Below are 16,909 nucleotides of genomic sequence, written 5' to 3'. Positions count from 1 at the left end.
CGACTTCCTTGCGTAACAAAGTAAGCCATGAAATTTACATACAAAAAGAGCCGCCTAAGCGACTCTTTATATTCTATTTGTCAGTTTTATGAAGCTAAGTTGTAGTGTATGAGAGCAAGGCGGTGGCACGGAGCTTACGACTGTAAGTGAGTACCACCAACGCAGCTATCATGCGCTACAGCAACGATTCATTAAACTTACGCGATTTTACCGTGACACTGCTTGTACTTCTTACCGCTACCACATGGGCATGGCTCGTTACGACCCACTTTACGCTCGTCACGCACTACCGTTTGTGGAGATGCCGCTTCAGCTTCATCGTCAGCTAGCTGGTTTTCAGCTGTTGCATGTTGCGCTTGTGCACGACGCGCCGCTTCTTCAGCTTGAGCTTGACGTTGAGCTTCCATCTTTTCAACTTCTTCTTGTTGCTGAACGCGCACTTTAGAAAGGATGGTAACAACGTCTGTTTTCAGTACATCTAGTAGGCCTTCAAACAGTTCAAACGACTCGCGCTTGTACTCTTGTTTCGGGTTCTTCTGAGCATAACCACGTAAGTGGATACCTTGACGAAGGTGATCCATCGCAGCCAAGTGCTCTTTCCAAAGGCCGTCTAGCGTTTGTAGCATCACAGATTTCTCGAAGTTACGCAGTACTTGAGCACCAACCACTTCTTCTTTCTGTTTGTACGAATCAACCGCCATAGCAAGAATACGCTCACGCAATGCTTCTTCATAAAGCTTGTCGTCTTCGTCTAACCAACCTTGAATATCAAAGTCTAGATCGAAGTCATTCTTCAGACGATCTTGCAGACCCGCGATATCCCACATATCTTCAAGAGACTGAGGTGCGATGTATTCATCAATCACTGATGCCAATACATCTTCACGGTTGTGTTCGATCATCTCACTGATATCGTCAGAGCTCATCAGTTCATCACGAAGCTCATAAACCACTTTACGTTGGTCATTGGCTACATCATCGTACTCAAGAAGCTGCTTACGAATATCGAAGTTACGACCTTCAACTTTACGTTGTGCTTTTTCAATTGAGCGAGAAAGCATCTTAGATTCGATCGCTTCGCCTTCGTCCATACCACTTTGGATAAGACCAGCCATACGATCCGATGTGAAGATACGTAGCAGAGAATCTTCCATTGATAGGTAGAAACGAGAAGAACCCGCATCACCTTGACGACCAGAACGACCACGTAGCTGGTTGTCGATACGGCGAGATTCATGACGCTCAGTACCAATGATGTGCAGACCACCTGACTCAAGCACTTTATCGTGGATTACTCTCCAGTCAGCTTTGATCTTCTCGATCTGCTCTTTGGTTGGATTCTCTAGCTTCTCAACTTGTGCCTGCCAGCTACCACCTAATACGATATCGGTACCACGACCAGCCATGTTAGTTGCGATAGTTACCGCACTCGGCATACCAGCTTGTGCAACGATCTCTGCTTCCATTTCGTGGAATTTAGCATTTAGAACGCTGTGCTTAATTTTTGCTTTTTTCAGTGCGTTAGACAGTAGTTCAGACTTCTCGATAGAAACCGTACCAACCAATGATGGCTGACCAGCAGCTACACGGTCTTTGATGTCTTCAATGATCGCATTGAACTTGTCTTCTTCGGTACGATAAACCACATCTGGCATATCGTTACGAACCATAGGCTTGTTGGTTGGGATAACCACTGTTTCTAGGCCGTAGATAGACTGAAATTCGAAAGCTTCTGTATCGGCTGTACCTGTCATACCTGACAGTTTTTCGTATAGACGGAAGAAGTTCTGGAATGTAATCGATGCTAGCGTCTGGTTTTCATTCTGAATCTTCACACCTTCTTTAGCTTCAACAGCTTGGTGTAAACCTTCAGACCAACGACGACCTGGCATAGTACGACCAGTATGTTCATCAACGATAACCACTTCGCCTTCTTCAGTAACGATGTAGTCGACGTCTTTCTCAAACAGTACGTGTGCACGCAGCGCTGCATTAACATGGTGCAATAGGCTGATATTAGTTGGAGAGTAAAGCGTGTCACCCTCTTCCATCAGGCCGTTTTTGACCATTAGCTCTTCTACAAATTCTTGACCGTTTTCAGTCAGGTGAACCTGTTTCGATTTCTCGTCCATGGTGTAGTGACCTTCACCACGGTACTCTTCAGAATCTTCTTTATCTTGGCGCTCAAGGTTAGGGATCAACGTGTTAATACGCGTGTAAAGATCTGAACTATCTTCAGCTGGGCCAGAGATAATAAGTGGAGTACGAGCTTCATCGATTAAGATTGAGTCAACCTCATCGACAACAGCAAAGAAGCGCTCACGTTGAACACGATCTTCAGCACGGAAAGCCATGTTGTCACGTAGGTAATCGAAGCCAAACTCGTTGTTTGTTCCGTATAGGATATCCGCTTGGTACGCTTCTTTCTTCTCTGGTGGAGCCATGTTTGGCACGTTTACGCCAACAGTCATACCAAGGAATTCAAATAATGGGCGGTTTGTTTCCGCATCACGCTTCGCTAGGTAGTCGTTCACCGTTACTACGTGAACACCTTTGCTAGGTAGGGCGTTAAGATAAGCTGGTAGGGTTGCTGTAAGAGTCTTACCTTCACCAGTACGCATTTCTGCAATTTGGCCAGCATTTAGAACCATGCCACCAATCATTTGCACGTCAAAGTGACGCATGCCGTAAACACGCTTAGACGCTTCACGTACCGTAGCAAATGCTTCAGGTAGAAGTTGGTCTAGCGATTCACCTTTATCTAAGCGCTCACGAAATTCAACCGTTTTTGCTTTTAGTTCTTCGTCTGAAAGTGCTTCAAACGTTGGTTCGAAGTTATTAATTTCTTTTACAATTTTTCTAAGGCGGCGCAGTGTTCTGTCATTGCGACTGCCAATTACCTTTGTCAGCAGCTTAGTAATCATGTGCTTGGAATCTCTTCGTTCTCAGATCGTCCGCGATCTATTTTAAATGCCGTCAGTGTCTCTACTAGCTATGAACTAGTCTTCAGTTACTAACCAAGGATACTGAGATAAATCTAGTATCTTTGATATTGTACTTGAGAGTAGAGTTTTCAAGGCTTGAGTTAAAATTAATGCCCTTTAGTGTAAGTAATTTTCACACCAACAACCATTTATAACCCCATTTGTTTGATGTGCTTGGAACTTTTCTTTCTAATTGCTGATGGATTAGCCAGACTGCAGCTCATTGGGAGACAACTTTCGGATGTTGACGACACTGTATCTGGAAAATAGATACAAAAAAACCAGGTCAATGACCTGGTTTTCGAAATCTTATATTGCTGTAAACAACAATTACGCTAGAACCATTCCTGGTTCAGCAAATGCAACAGGAGAGCCTACTTCTTCTTCGAATGTTGCCCATTCCCAAGCTTCTGCGTCAGCAAGTACTGCACGTAGTAGTTGGTTGTTTAAGCCGTGACCTGATTTGTATGCACGAAACTCACCAATAATAGCGTGTCCACACATGTACAAGTCACCAATCGCATCTAGTACTTTATGAGTTACGAACTCATTGTCAAAACGTAGACCCTCTTCATTAAGAATTCGGTATTCGTCAAGTACGATAGCATTATCAAAGCTACCACCAAGTACTAGGTTTTGAGATTGTAGATACTCAATGTCGCGCATGAAGCCGAAAGTACGAGCGCGAGAGATTTCTTTCACAAAACCTTGTGAAGAGAAATCAAACAACAAACGTTGCTCATCAGATTCAATTGCTGGGTGGTTAAAGTCGATCTCAAAGTCCATACGGAAGCCGTTAAATGGAACAAACTCTGCCCACTTATCGCCATCTTCAAAACGGATAGGCTTTTTGATACGAATAAAACGCTTCGCTGCATTCAGTGTTTCTACACCCGCTTGCTGTAGCAAGTATACGAATGGGCTTGCGCTACCATCCATAATTGGGATCTCAGGTGCATCTACTTCAACAATAATGTTGTCGATGCCCATACCCGCTAAAGCTGCGTTAAGGTGTTCCACTGTAGAGATACGTACGCCTTCGTCATTAACAAGAGCTGTACATAGCATAGTGTCACGAACTGACGCTGGATCAGCTGGGAAATCTACAGGTGGATTTACATCTGTACGACGATAAACAATACCTGTATTTGCAGCTGCCGGGCGAAGAGTAAGTGTGACTTTACGACCAGAGTGGAGACCCACACCAGTTGTTTTCACAATTTCTTTCAGAGTACGTTGTCTGATCATCTGCTTGCCTCGTTATCAGTGCTACAAATCACGGTCAGTATTTACCGACCGCGAATTTTACCATTAATTCGACGATAGTCAAATTTTGGGTATTTGTTAATCAGCCTGACGTCGTAAGAATGCTGGAATATCTAAGTATCCACTCTCTTTCTCAGCCTTAGGTGCTGCACTTTGGCTAGCGCCTGTACCTGAAGAAACAGGTGACGTTGTTGGTTGCGGCTTAACTTGAGGTTTAACCTCAGTTTTTTCTTGCAATGGTTGTGCCACTTTCTCTTCCACTTTTGGTGCAGTTTGAGCCGCTACCTGTGGTTGAGGAGTTGGTGCAACCTTAGCTTTACCACCAGCAACTAATGTAATGTCTGGTTTTTTCTCTGTGCCGATACCTGTTGCTACAACAGTTACACGGATTTCATCCGTCATATCAGGGTCTAGAGAAGTACCAATCACAACTGTTGCGTTATCAGATGCGAATGCCTTAACTGTATTACCTACTGTTTCGAATTCATCTAGACGCATATCTAGGCCTGCTGTGATGTTCACAAGAACGCCACGTGCGCCAGCTAGGTCGATGTCTTCTAGTAGTGGGCTAGAAATTGCCGTTTCAGCAGCTTCTTCAGCACGATCTTCACCTTTTGCGATACCGCTACCCATCATTGCATGACCCATCTCAGACATTACGGTGCGAACATCCGCGAAATCGACGTTAATCATACCAGGGCGAGTAATTAGCTCAGCGATACCTTGTACAGCGTTTTTAAGTACATCATTTGCACTTGCGAAAGCTTCTAGCAGAGTTACGCCGCGGCCAAGTACTTTAAGTAGCTTTTCATTTGGAATCGTAATTAATGAATCCACATGTTTAGAAAGCTCTTCAATACCTTGCTCAGCAAACGCTAAACGCTTTTTGCCTTCAAAGCTAAATGGCTTAGTTACAACAGCAACCGTCAGCACACCCAACTCTTTCGCAACTTCAGCAATAACTGGAGCAGCACCTGTACCAGTACCACCGCCCATACCAGCTGCGATAAATACCATATCGGCGCCAGTTAGAACTTCTTTAATTCTTTCTCGATCTTCGAGAGCTGCATCACGGCCTACTTGTGGGTTTGCACCAGCGCCCAAACCTTTAGTGATATCACCACCAATTTGGATCACGCTGCTCACGCTTGTTTTACGAAGTGCTTGTGCATCAGTGTTAACACTGATGAATTCTACGCCTTCGATTGATTCACGTACCATGTGCTCAACAGCGTTACCGCCACCGCCACCAACTCCAACGACTTTAATTACTGCATCGTCAGACATTTCCATCATCGGTTCAAACATGTGTTATCTCCGTTTTTTCCTGCAACTCAGGTTAAAACTCTTTTTGTATCCAATTACGCAATTTGCCAAATAAACCAGACATAGAAGGTGCTGAACGCTTAGGTTCGCTGTAATCACCTTCATCACTGATCTGACAATCTCTTGCGTAATGAAGTAAACCAACCGCCGTAGAATGATACGGCTCTTTAACATAGTCAGTTAAGCCACTAACTTCTAACGGCTTACCAACTCGAACTTGATTGCGGAAAACACGTTCCGCACACTCTACCAATCCGTCAATTTGTGCCGCTCCACCAGTAAGAACGACGCCAGCTGCAAGGTGGTGTTTAATACCTTCATCTCGTAGCTGTAATTGAACCGTATCAATAGTTTGGTTAACGAGACCCATAAGTTCAGTGTAACGTGGTTCAATCACTTCCGACAAAGTTTGTCGTTGCAAACTTCTCGATGGGCGACCACCAACACTTGGGACGTTAACAGAGTCATCCTTGCTTACGAGTTCACTCAGAGCGCAACCATGGTTTACTTTTATCTCTTCAGCATCGCTCACTGGCGTGCCGAAAGCGAAGGCAATATCACTGGTTACTGCATTTCCTGCGTAGGAAAAGACTTCTGTGTGTCGAAGTGCGCCGCCAGTCCAAATGGAAATATCCATTGTACCCGCACCGATATCGACAACACATACTCCAAGCTCTCTCTCGTCTTCAGTAATTACCGCATTGCTTGAGGCAAGTCCTGAAAACACGATTTGTTCTACTGTGAGACCACATCGTTCAACAGCTTTAATAATGTTTCTCGCCATGTCGCTATGGCAAGAAATTAGGTGAACACTGACTTCCATTCGAACACCAGATAAGCCAAGTGGGTTCTTAATCCCTTCTTGATAATCAATGGTAAATTCTTGTGGGATCACGTGCAGAATTCTCTGCTCATCACCTATTTTAATTGATTTCGCGGTATGGATCGCTCGATCCATATCGTCTTGAGACACCTCTTCATCAGAGATAGTGCCCATGCCTTTTTCAATTCGGCTTGCGATATGTTTGCCTGATAGCGAGATAAACACATTGCTGATTTGGCATTCCGCCATCAACTCTGCTTGATCAATTGCTCGCTGAACTGACTTAACTACCGACTCTAGGTCGTTCACACCACCTTTATCCATACCTCTGGATGGGCTTTGCCCAGAGCCAATGATATTGATTTGACCATCAGGCAATATTTCACCAACCAGAGCTGATATGGTCGCAGTGCCTATATCAAGACCAACGATTATGTTGTCATCTGCGGTCTTAGTCATCTGTGCTCTCTTCTAACTCTTGCTCTGGAAACCAGCCTACAGCGGCTCCCGTATCATACCTGAGGTCGATGTAGCTCACTTGATTCGCTTTACTACCAAGTTCGTTGTAAAGCGAAATGAAGCGTTCAACACGCTCATCTAAAGAATCTTTACCTAGTTCTAAACGGATACCGTTATCTAGGATTATTTGCCAAGCGCGACGCTCATTGAGAACGAGAGAGGTAACGGTTAACCCTAGACTGTTAATCAAAGGGGTTATCTGTCGCCACTTTTCTATCACTTCTTGGCTGGTGCCGTCTGGGCCGTAAAGCTTAACTCTATCGCCCTTCAACAGGCCGATATCACCATTAAACACCTGACCATCGTCATTCAGCAGCATGTTACCGTTCCAGATTGCTGCCGCATGGTACTCAGTCAAAAATACTTTTATTGTGTCTGGCCACTGCTTACGAATGGAGACCACTGAAACCCAAGGTAACGCTTCTAAACTGTCTTGCAACACACCGATGTCTTGCGACATGAAGGTTCCAATGTGCTCTAGCTCGCTAAAGGCATGTTGAACATCACCAGCGGTTACGTAAGTTAAGTCGCCTTGAAGTACTATTTTGGAGAGAGGCAATCGCTGATCGTCCCACATCCAAGTTAGTGTGGTATAGAAAAGAAACCCAATGAATAGCAATACCATGACAAAAAAAGACCCGCCTAAGGCGTGTTTCTTGAGCGACGGTAAACTGAATAGGTGGCGGTTTTCGCTAAAAGTACTTTCTACCAAAGCCCGCATTCCCTGTCGTTGGTTCGCAATTCTATTCCCTATCTTCGTAATAGAGGTAAAAGCACTTACTTTAACCTATGAATTATACTGAGCAAAATCAAACTATCAAACGTTGATAATAAGATTTTTGGTCAATTTTAGGTCAATCGCAAGAAGTGAGCGATTGACCACAGTCTGTAGACAGTATTCTGTTACGCGTTCTGCATTTTATTAATGTCTAACTGTAACGATTCCAACTGCTTCGCTACTCGACCAACATCGCCTGCACCCTGCGTTAAAACAAGGTCACCGCCTTGAATTACGTTGGCTAAAGCCGATGGCAGTGCGTTGATATCGGCAACAAAGATTGGGTCTATCTTACCACGCCCACGAATAGTTCGACTTAATGAACGTCCGTCAGCCCCTGCAATAGGTTTCTCACCTGCAGAATAAACATCTAACAGAATTAGGACATCAACCTGCTCAAGAACGTTCGCGAAATCATCATACAGATCGCGAGTACGGCTATAACGGTGCGGTTGGAAGATCATAACAAGACGTTTATCAGTCCAGCCACTACGAGCAGCTTGAATCGTCACATCAACTTCGGTTGGGTGATGACCGTAATCATCGACCAGCATTGCAACGCCTTTACCTGTTTCATACTCACCTAGGTGATCGAAACGGCGACCCGTGCCTTCCGTTCCCGCCATCGCTTTGAGAATCGCTTCATCGCTGATGTCATCTTCTGTTGCAACAGCAATCGCAGCCGATGCATTCAATGCGTTGTGGCGACCTGGAATGTTCAACGTGATATCTAAGTTAGCTTTACCTTCACGTACAACCGTAAACTTGCCTTGTTGACCTTCTTGTACGTAGTTTTCAATACGAATATCTGCGTCTTCAGAGAAGCCGTAAGTAATCACTTGGCGGCTCACCTGAGGGATAAGTTCACGTACAACAGGATCATCTACACACATCACAGCCTGGCCGTAGAACGGCAGGTTGTGTAGGAAATCGATAAATGTCTGCTTTAGCGTTTCGAAATCGCCGCCATAGGTATCCATATGATCCGCTTCAATGTTTGTCACGATACTAACCATAGGTTGCAGATGTAAGAATGACGCATCACTTTCATCAGCTTCAGCGATAAGGATACGGCTTGAACCTAAACGTGCGTTTGTGCCTGCACTTTTCACCAAACCACCGTTTACGAAGGTTGGATCTAGGCCGGCTTCCGAGTAAATCTGTGTCACTAGCGCAGTCGTGGTTGTTTTACCGTGCGTACCTGCCACAGCAATACCGTGACGAAAACGCATCAGCTCAGCCAGCATTTCTGCACGACGAACGATCGGTGTGCGCGCTTCACGAGCTGCAATAATTTCTGGGTTTTCTTCGTTGATAGCGGTTGAAACAACCACCACACTTGCGTCGGCAACGTTACTCGCTTGGTGACCGATATAAACGGTCGCACCCTTGCTAACTAAACGATCAGTCACTGGGTTTTGAGCAATATCAGAACCCGTGATCTGGTAGCCTTCATTTAGCAAGACTTCAGCAATCCCGCTCATTCCGGCACCACCAATACCAATGAAGTGGATAGATTTAACACGGCGCATCTCTGGCACCATTGCACGGATTTGCGCTAAGTCTTGGGTATGTTCAATCGTCATCAATTCAATCTCATTATTTTGCTAAAGCTTTAATCGCTTCAGCGACGGTCACATCAGCATCAAGCTTGGCGGCTTGACGAGCTTTTGTTGCCATCATTTTTAATTCATTTCTATCAAGCTGCGCGATAGTGTTCGCTAGCTTATCAGCCGTTAGTTGAGGCTGTTCAATCATTAACGCTGCGCCACATTCAACTAAATGGTCGGCATTCAACGCTTGTTGTCTGTCTTTGTGCATAAACGGAACGAAGATAGAACCGACACCTGCCGCAGACACTTCTGATACGGTTAATGCACCTGAGCGACACACTAATAGATCTGCCCACTCATAAGCTTGCGCCACATCATCAATAAATTCAGTCACTTGAACATTACCAACAGAATGTGATTTGTATTGCTCAATAACTTGTTCTTGATTGTTCTTACCCGCTTGGTGCATCACAGTGAAGCCTTCACCAAGCTGCGCCATCGTTACTGGCAAGGTATCGTTTAGGATTTTTGCGCCCTGACTGCCGCCCATAACCAAGATGCGGATGTCACCATCACGCTCAGCCATGCGTTGCTCGGGTTCAGCTAAGGCAACCACATCTTCGCGTACTGGGTTACCCACCACTTCTGCGGTAGGGAAAGCACCAGGGAAAGCTTGGAAAACCTTTTTAGCAATCTTAGACAGCCATTGGTTGGTTAAACCTGCCACTGCATTTTGTTCATGGAGAACCACTGGAATGCCAGACAACCATGCCGCGATACCACCCGGGCCACTCACGTAGCCACCCATACCAAGTACCACATCAGGCTGCCATGCTTTGATGTGTTGCCTTGCTTGAAGTATGGCATTAATAATCTGGAACGGCGCTTTAATTAACTTGCTAATGCCTTGACCACGCAGGCCTTTCACTTTGATGAAGTCGATTTCAATGCCATGCTTTGGCACTAAATCCGCTTCCATTCTGTCTGCTGTGCCTAACCAGCGAATTTCCCAACCTTGTTGCTGAAGCTTTTTCGCTACTGCTAACCCTGGGAAAACGTGACCGCCAGTACCACCAGCCATCACTAAAAGTTTTTTGTTTTGTTTCATCACGTTAGATTCTTATTCTACTAATTCGTTTTGACTATCAGCTTGTTCTTTTTGTTGCATTCGGCATTCGTGGTCAATGCGCAGCAGCATTGATACCGCCACAGACATAACAATTAAACTCGAACCACCATAACTGATTAGCGGTAGGGTTAGACCTTTGGTCGGAACGATGCCAGATGCAGCACCTACGTTAACAAGCGTCTGAAACGCAAACCAAATACCAATACCAAAAGCCAGATAGCCGCTGAACACTTGATCGTGTTCAAAGGCTTTTTTGCCAATAAAAATGGCTTTAAAAACCAAGCTAAAGATGAGTATCAAGACCAAGGTCACGCCAACAAAACCCAATTCTTCTGCCAACACAGCAAATACAAAATCGGTGTGCGCTTCGGGTAAGTATTCGAGTTTCTGAATTGAGTTACCGAGCCCTTGCCCCATCCAATCACCACGGCCAAACGCCATCAATGACTGAGTTAACTGGTAACCACTGCCGAACGGGTCGTTCCAAGGTTCCCAGAATGAGGTAACACGTCGAACACGATAAGGTTCTATAACAATCAAACCGACGACCGCGGCAATACCTGCCACCATCAAGGCGATAAACTGTGAAAGCTTGGCACCAGCAATGAATAGCATGCCGAACAGGGTCACCAGCATTACAACTACTGTACCTAAATCGGGCTGGCCTAGCAGCAGCACGGCAAAAGCGCCGAATACCATGATCGGTTTACCAAAACCACCGAAGAAGGTTTTTCTCACTTCATCTTGCTTCCGAACCAAGTAGCCCGCCATAAAGATAAACAGCGATAACTTGGCGACTTCAGCGGGTTGTAAGTTAAATAGCCCTAATGGGATCCAACGCGATGCGCCGTTAACCGACTTACCGACGGCTAATACCACAATCAGCAAGAAGAAGGACAAGCCCAGTAGATACATACTGTATTGAAACCAGCGTTGCATCGGGATTTGCAATATGACGCTAGAGACACCTAACGCCAATACAAGGAAGATGGCATGACGGAACATAAAGTGAAACGGCTGATCGGTTAAACGAGCACTGATGGGGAACGAAGCAGACGTCACCATCACCAAACCTGTCAGCATTAGCCCAAGAGCAATCCACACCAATTGACGATCGTAAAGCGCCTCGGGAGTAGCACGGTTTAGCCACTGCCAGATGGATTGATTAATCTCTTTGACTCTTTGCACTGAATGTTAGTCCTTCAACACGTTAAGCATACTCATGAGCAAGCTCAGTGAACGCATCACCTCTTGCCATGAAATTATTAAATTGATCGAAGCTTGCGCACGCCGGAGACAGCATCACCATATCTCCAGCCACCAGCTGTGGCGAGATAGATTCGATTATCTGCTGCATGGTATCGAACTTTTGTGCCGATGGGTGCAGAGGCATGAATTGATCTGCATCTTCACCGAAACAACACAGCTGAACACGCTCAAGTTGCGCCAATACTGGTTCAAGCTCACTAAAGTCAGCACCTTTACCAACGCCGCCAACCAAAAGATATAACGTACCTTGATACTCCAACCCAGACAGGGCTGCCAATGTGCTGGCTACATTCGTTGCTTTGGAGTCATTAACCCATTTGATTTCGCGCTTGTCAGCCACGACTTGGCAACGATGCGTCAAACCGTTATAGGCCTTCAAAGCATCAAGACTTTTGCTGTAGTCGATACCAACTTGCTTCAATAGTGCAAGTGAGACTAACGCATTCGCCACATTGTGACGTCCAACCAATGTTAAATCTTGGGTAGCAAGGACAGGTTTACCGTGATCGACCAACCACTCAGTACTATCAATCGTTGATACACCAAACTCTTGGTTATCTAGGCCAAAAGTCAACAATGGCATTGTCTGGTCAGGGTAAGTCTCTTTGTCTTCACGATTAACAATCGCACACTGCGCGTTATTAAAGATTCTTAACTTGGCCTCACGGTAATCAGCCATGCCTTGATAGCGATCCATATGATCTTCAGACAGATTTAAGAATGCCGCAGCGGCAAGTTTTAAATTCGATGTAGTTTCTAGCTGAAAACTTGAAAGTTCAAGGACATATAAATCCGCATCAAGTTCTAGAAGGTCTAGGGCAGGAATGCCAATATTGCCGCCAACGCCAACATTAAGCCCAGCAGCCTTAGCAAGCACACCAGTCAAATCCGTCACGGTACTCTTACCGTTTGAACCAGTAATCGCCACAACAGGCTTATCTACAGCCCAACCAAACAGCTCGATGTCGCCAACGACAGGCGTACCCGCTTGAAGCACATCTTGAATTTCAGGTGTCGCTAAAGCAATGCCTGGGTTAGCAACCACCAGATCAGCCTCAGCTAGCCATTGGCTATTCCAGCTTCCAGAATGCAGCTCAACCGACTCAGGCAAAGATTCCTTTCCTGGTGGTAGCTCTCGCGTATCAATTACCTTTACGCAAGTATGGGGCTGATATTTTACGAGATGTTTAACGACAGAGAGCCCGGTAATACCGAGCCCCACAACCACTACATTTTGAATATTTTGCCAACGTTCCATTTAAACAAGATGCTCTTAATAGTTTTAAAGAGCCCCTATTCAGAGGCTCATACAGGATTAACGAACTTTCAGTGTCGCTAGGCCAACCAGTACTAATACCATTGAGATGATCCAAAAGCGCACGATAACACGCGGTTCTGGCCAGCCTTTCAGCTCATAGTGGTGGTGAATCGGTGCCATACGGAAAATACGCTGGCCACGTAATTTGTAAGAGCCCACCTGCAGGATTACTGACAAGGTCTCCATTACAAACACACCCCCCATGATCACTAGTACCAACTCTTGACGAACGAGTACCGCAATCACACCTAACGCACCACCCAGTGCTAGAGAGCCAACATCGCCCATGAATACTTGTGCTGGGTAAGTGTTAAACCATAGGAAGCCAAGGCCTGCACCAACGATAGCAGTACATACCACAACCAGTTCAGAGGTGTATGGGATGTATGGGATGTGTAGGTATGCTGCAAAGTTAACGTTACCTGTCGCCCAAGCGATAACAGCAAAACCCGCTGCAACCATAACCGTTGGCATAATCGCCAAGCCGTCTAGGCCATCAGTTAGGTTTACCGCGTTACTGGTACCCACAATAACAAAGTAAGTTAGAACAATGTACAGTAAACCAAGTTGTGGCATCACATCTTTAAAGAAAGGCACCACTAATTGTGTTGCTGCAGTGTCTTGCCCATGAGCATACAGAGCAAATGCCACTACCAAAGCAATCGCCGACTGCCAAAAGTACTTCCAACGAGCAATCAGACCATCAGTGTTCTTACGAACGACTTTACGATAATCATCAACAAAACCAACTGCACCGTAACCGCCTAGCACGACAAGTACGGCCCAAACGTAAGGGTTTGATAAGTCAGCCCAAAGTAAGACCGTAATGATGATCGCAGCAAGGATCATCACACCACCCATGGTTGGTGTACCACGCTTACTGAAGTGAGATTCTGGGCCGTCATTACGAACAACTTGGCCAATTTGCAGCATTTGCAGACGCTCAATTAAACGAGGTCCCATCCACAGCGACAGACATAAAGCCGTCAAAATGCTCGCGATTGCACGAAACGATAAGTATTCGAACAAACGGAAAAAAGAAAAGTGTGGCTGTAGTAGCTCTGCAAGCCAAATTATCATGAAAAGTTCTCCTTTAAAGCAGCGGCTATTTTACTCATTCCTGCACTATTGGCGCCTTTTACCAACAAGGTATGTGGCGCGTTTTCTGGCAAGCTCAAGTGCTGCTCTATGTGCGCGATCATCGCTTCATGCGTTGCAAAGTGAGTGCCGTTACACACTTCACTAATCACCTTGGTATCATCACCGTAAGTGAGTACATGCTCAAAAGCGAATGGGGCAGCATATTCACCGACTTGACGGTGAAGTGCAAGGCTTTCATCGCCTAACTCAGCCATATTGCCTAAAATCAACCAACGCTGACCTTTGAAGCTCGACAACAATTTAGCAGCAGCCTTCATTGCCGGTACACTGGCGTTGTAACTGTCATCTATCAGCTTGATATTCTGACTTAATTGTTGAACCTCAACTCGGCCTTTAACTGAGATAAGATTCGCTAAACCGCTTTTAATTTCTGCAAGCGTGGCACCGAATTGAATGCTCAGTGCTGCTGCGGCTAATGCGTTGGCTACATTGTGCTGACCAATAATGCCAAGTTCGACATCGATAGCGCCTTGCGGGGTCTGCATATCAAAGCAAGCTTCACCCTGCTCGTTGATGCGAATATTCGTCGAAAAGTAATCCGCCGTGCTGTCACTTTCAGAAAAGGTCAGTACGTTTTTGTCTGCAAGCACATCTTTCCAGAAGTCACCACCATTGCTCTCTAGGTTAACAATAGCAGTATCACCAGCAGCAAGCCCCTGAAAAATTTCGCCTTTCGCTTGTTTAACACCATCAATTGAGCCAAAGCCCTCTAGATGCGCGGCAGCAACGTTATTCACTAAGGCCACCTGTGGTTTCACAAGCTGCGTGGTATAGGCAATTTCACCAATGTGGTTCGCGCCCAGTTCTATCACGGCATAGTCGTCATTGGGTTCACTGCGCAGCAAGGTTAGTGGTACTCCAATATCATTATTGAAGTTACCCGCTGTAAACAGCACTTTGCCACGTTGTTGTAGAATACTCGCGACCATCTCTTTGACGGTCGTTTTGCCACAGCTTCCTGTTATCGCCATGGTTGGCACGTTACATTGTTTGTGGATCCAAGCACTTAGCTGACCTAAAGCAAGTTTAGTGTCTTCAACAACAACTTGAGTAATATTTAGGTCAAGTTTTCGTTGAACTAATAACGCACTCGCATTGGCCTCAACAGCCTGACCACAAAAATCATGCGCATCAAAACGTTCACCTACGAGAGCAACAAACAGTGCACCTTCTTCAACGGTGCGAGTATCGGTAGAAACCGCATTGATCAAACTATTGCTCGATTTGCCAGCCTCTATCAGCTGACCACTGACCACGGAGCAGATCTGCTCGAGTGATACATCAATCATTATGAAATACCTAAAAGTTGTAGTGCTGACTCTCGATCCGAATAGTGGATCGTTTTGTCTTTTAATACTTGGTAATCCTCATGGCCTTTACCAGCCAGAAGAATAATGTCGTTATTACCCGCCTGCTCTAGAGCAAACTTAACCGCCTGAAAGCGATCGTGTTCAACAAAGGCGACTTCAGGCTCACTTAAACCTGCCAGCATGTCTTTAACAATCAATGCCGGGTCTTCACTGCGAGGGTTGTCATCTGAAATAATAATGTTATCGGCGAACTGCTCTGCGGTAACCGCCATCATAGGGCGCTTGCCTGTATCTCGATCACCACCGCAGCCAAAGATTGCCCATAGCTTTCCAGAGCAATGTACACGTAGTGCTGCCAATGCTTTCTCTAAAGCGTCTGGCGTATGCGCGTAATCGACAACCACTTTTGCTTTGTTCGGCACTTGGAACAGTTCCATACGACCAATCACAGGTTGCAACTGAGGCGCAGTGTCGACCAAGATTTGCTTATCGATACCTAATGACAGCAAGGTCGCAAAGGCAACCAGTACATTTGATGCGTTGAACTGGCCAATTAAAGGAACAGACAGTTGTCCCTGCCCCCAGCTACCATCAAAAGCGAGTTTGATACCCGTCTCTGCATAAGCAACATCAGATGCCCATACCGACTGTTGGTAGCCAGTTAACGGAAGCAATGACACAGCTACTGCATTGGACAGATCAGCCATCCAAGCTTTACCGACTTCATCATCAACATTAATCACAGCGTGCTTACACTTATGCTGAGTAAACAAGCTCTTCTTAGCCAGAGCGTACTCTTGCATCGTGCCGTGGTAATCCAAGTGGTCACGGCTCAGGTTAGTAAATACGCCAACCTCAAAATCCAAAGCTTTTACTCGGCCTTGAACCAAACCATGAGAAGAGATTTCCATCGCTGTGTAAGCCGCGTTTTCTTCCGCTAACTCACTCAGTGTGCGTTGTATTTCAATCGCACTGCCGGTGGTATTCGCCGCGGTTTTAAGGTTGTCTAGAAAACCGTTACCCGTGGTGCCCATTACCGCAGAGCGTTGGCCGACTAAATCTAGCCACTGAGCAATCAATTGGGTGATAGTGGTTTTGCCATTGGTGCCGGTAACACCAATCAGCTTAGTCGCCTGAGACGAGTAAACACGACCGGCCAACTCAGATAACACCAAGTTAAGGTCTTTAATGTAAACAACCGGAACAGCATCCAACCACTCAATCAGACCATGGGCCTTTTCAGCATCAGCTTGTGCGATAACGGCATTGGCTCCCTGTGAGACCGCTTTGTCAATGAAACGACGGCCATCAACAGCATGCCCAACTACAGCAACAAAAATATCGCCGTCTTTGATGGCACGACTATCCAACTCCAACTGTTCAACGGCAATCGCATCCAGCTCAGGTGAACTAAAGTCACCCCAAGGAGAAAGTAAAGATGACAGCGTGAGGCTATTACTCATATTGAATCCT

Annotated in this window: 12 protein-coding genes; all 12 read right to left on the bottom strand. The window is 45.7% G+C overall.

Features of this window, described 5'->3' with window-relative positions:
- Positions 1–197: 197 nt before the first annotated feature.
- The 12 genes from secA to murE all read right to left on the bottom strand — a co-directional run bounded on the left by secA (position 198) and on the right by murE (position 16,899).
- Complete coding sequence (gene secA / locus AB6E78_RS04970; protein ID WP_017059292.1) at positions 198–2,924, bottom strand: preprotein translocase subunit SecA; 2,727 nt, start codon at positions 2,922–2,924, stop codon at positions 198–200.
- Between the two features lie 390 nt (positions 2,925–3,314).
- Entirely contained in the window at positions 3,315–4,232 is a 918-nt protein-coding gene (gene lpxC, locus AB6E78_RS04965) for a UDP-3-O-acyl-N-acetylglucosamine deacetylase (protein ID WP_010434751.1), read from the bottom strand.
- 96 nt (positions 4,233–4,328) lie between these two features.
- Complete coding sequence (gene ftsZ, locus AB6E78_RS04960; RefSeq protein WP_017059291.1) at positions 4,329–5,558, bottom strand: cell division protein FtsZ; 1,230 nt, start codon at positions 5,556–5,558, stop codon at positions 4,329–4,331.
- Between the two features lie 31 nt (positions 5,559–5,589).
- Positions 5,590–6,858, bottom strand: a complete 1,269-nt coding sequence (ftsA, locus tag AB6E78_RS04955) for a cell division protein FtsA (protein ID WP_010434747.1) — start codon at positions 6,856–6,858, stop codon at positions 5,590–5,592.
- Positions 6,851–7,543, bottom strand: coding sequence for a cell division protein FtsQ/DivIB (locus AB6E78_RS04950; protein ID WP_017059290.1), 693 nt, complete (start codon positions 7,541–7,543; stop codon positions 6,851–6,853). The genes ftsA and AB6E78_RS04950 overlap by 8 nt, the downstream gene beginning before the upstream one ends.
- A gap of 278 nt (positions 7,544–7,821) precedes the next feature.
- Positions 7,822–9,282 (bottom strand): UDP-N-acetylmuramate--L-alanine ligase, encoded by a 1,461-nt coding sequence (gene murC, locus AB6E78_RS04945; RefSeq protein ID WP_017059288.1) that lies wholly within the window; start codon positions 9,280–9,282, stop codon positions 7,822–7,824.
- A gap of 13 nt (positions 9,283–9,295) precedes the next feature.
- Entirely contained in the window at positions 9,296–10,357 is a 1,062-nt protein-coding gene (murG, locus tag AB6E78_RS04940) for an undecaprenyldiphospho-muramoylpentapeptide beta-N-acetylglucosaminyltransferase (RefSeq protein WP_372132809.1), read from the bottom strand.
- A 12-nt stretch (positions 10,358–10,369) separates the two neighbouring features.
- Positions 10,370–11,566: a cell division protein FtsW gene (ftsW, locus tag AB6E78_RS04935; RefSeq protein ID WP_017059286.1), complete on the bottom strand. Its 1,197-nt coding sequence runs from the start codon at positions 11,564–11,566 to the stop codon at positions 10,370–10,372.
- A gap of 22 nt (positions 11,567–11,588) precedes the next feature.
- On the bottom strand, positions 11,589–12,905 hold the full coding sequence (gene murD, locus AB6E78_RS04930) for a UDP-N-acetylmuramoyl-L-alanine--D-glutamate ligase (protein ID WP_029235639.1): 1,317 nt from the start codon (positions 12,903–12,905) through the stop codon (positions 11,589–11,591).
- A gap of 57 nt (positions 12,906–12,962) precedes the next feature.
- Entirely contained in the window at positions 12,963–14,045 is a 1,083-nt protein-coding gene (mraY, locus tag AB6E78_RS04925; protein ID WP_017059284.1) for a phospho-N-acetylmuramoyl-pentapeptide-transferase, read from the bottom strand.
- Complete coding sequence (gene murF / locus AB6E78_RS04920; RefSeq protein ID WP_372132806.1) at positions 14,042–15,415, bottom strand: UDP-N-acetylmuramoyl-tripeptide--D-alanyl-D-alanine ligase; 1,374 nt, start codon at positions 15,413–15,415, stop codon at positions 14,042–14,044. The genes mraY and murF overlap by 4 nt, the downstream gene beginning before the upstream one ends.
- Entirely contained in the window at positions 15,415–16,899 is a 1,485-nt protein-coding gene (gene murE / locus AB6E78_RS04915) for a UDP-N-acetylmuramoyl-L-alanyl-D-glutamate--2,6-diaminopimelate ligase (protein WP_372131518.1), read from the bottom strand. Before murE ends, murF begins: the two co-directional genes overlap by 1 nt.
- Between the last annotated feature and the right edge of the window lie 10 nt (positions 16,900–16,909).

This window comes from Vibrio sp. 10N.247.310.98, from assembly GCF_041467395.1.
Lineage (GTDB): Bacteria > Pseudomonadota > Gammaproteobacteria > Enterobacterales > Vibrionaceae > Vibrio > Vibrio crassostreae_C.
Note: the sequence above shows the minus strand (reverse complement) of the source record. Positions and strands in the feature narration are given on the sequence as shown.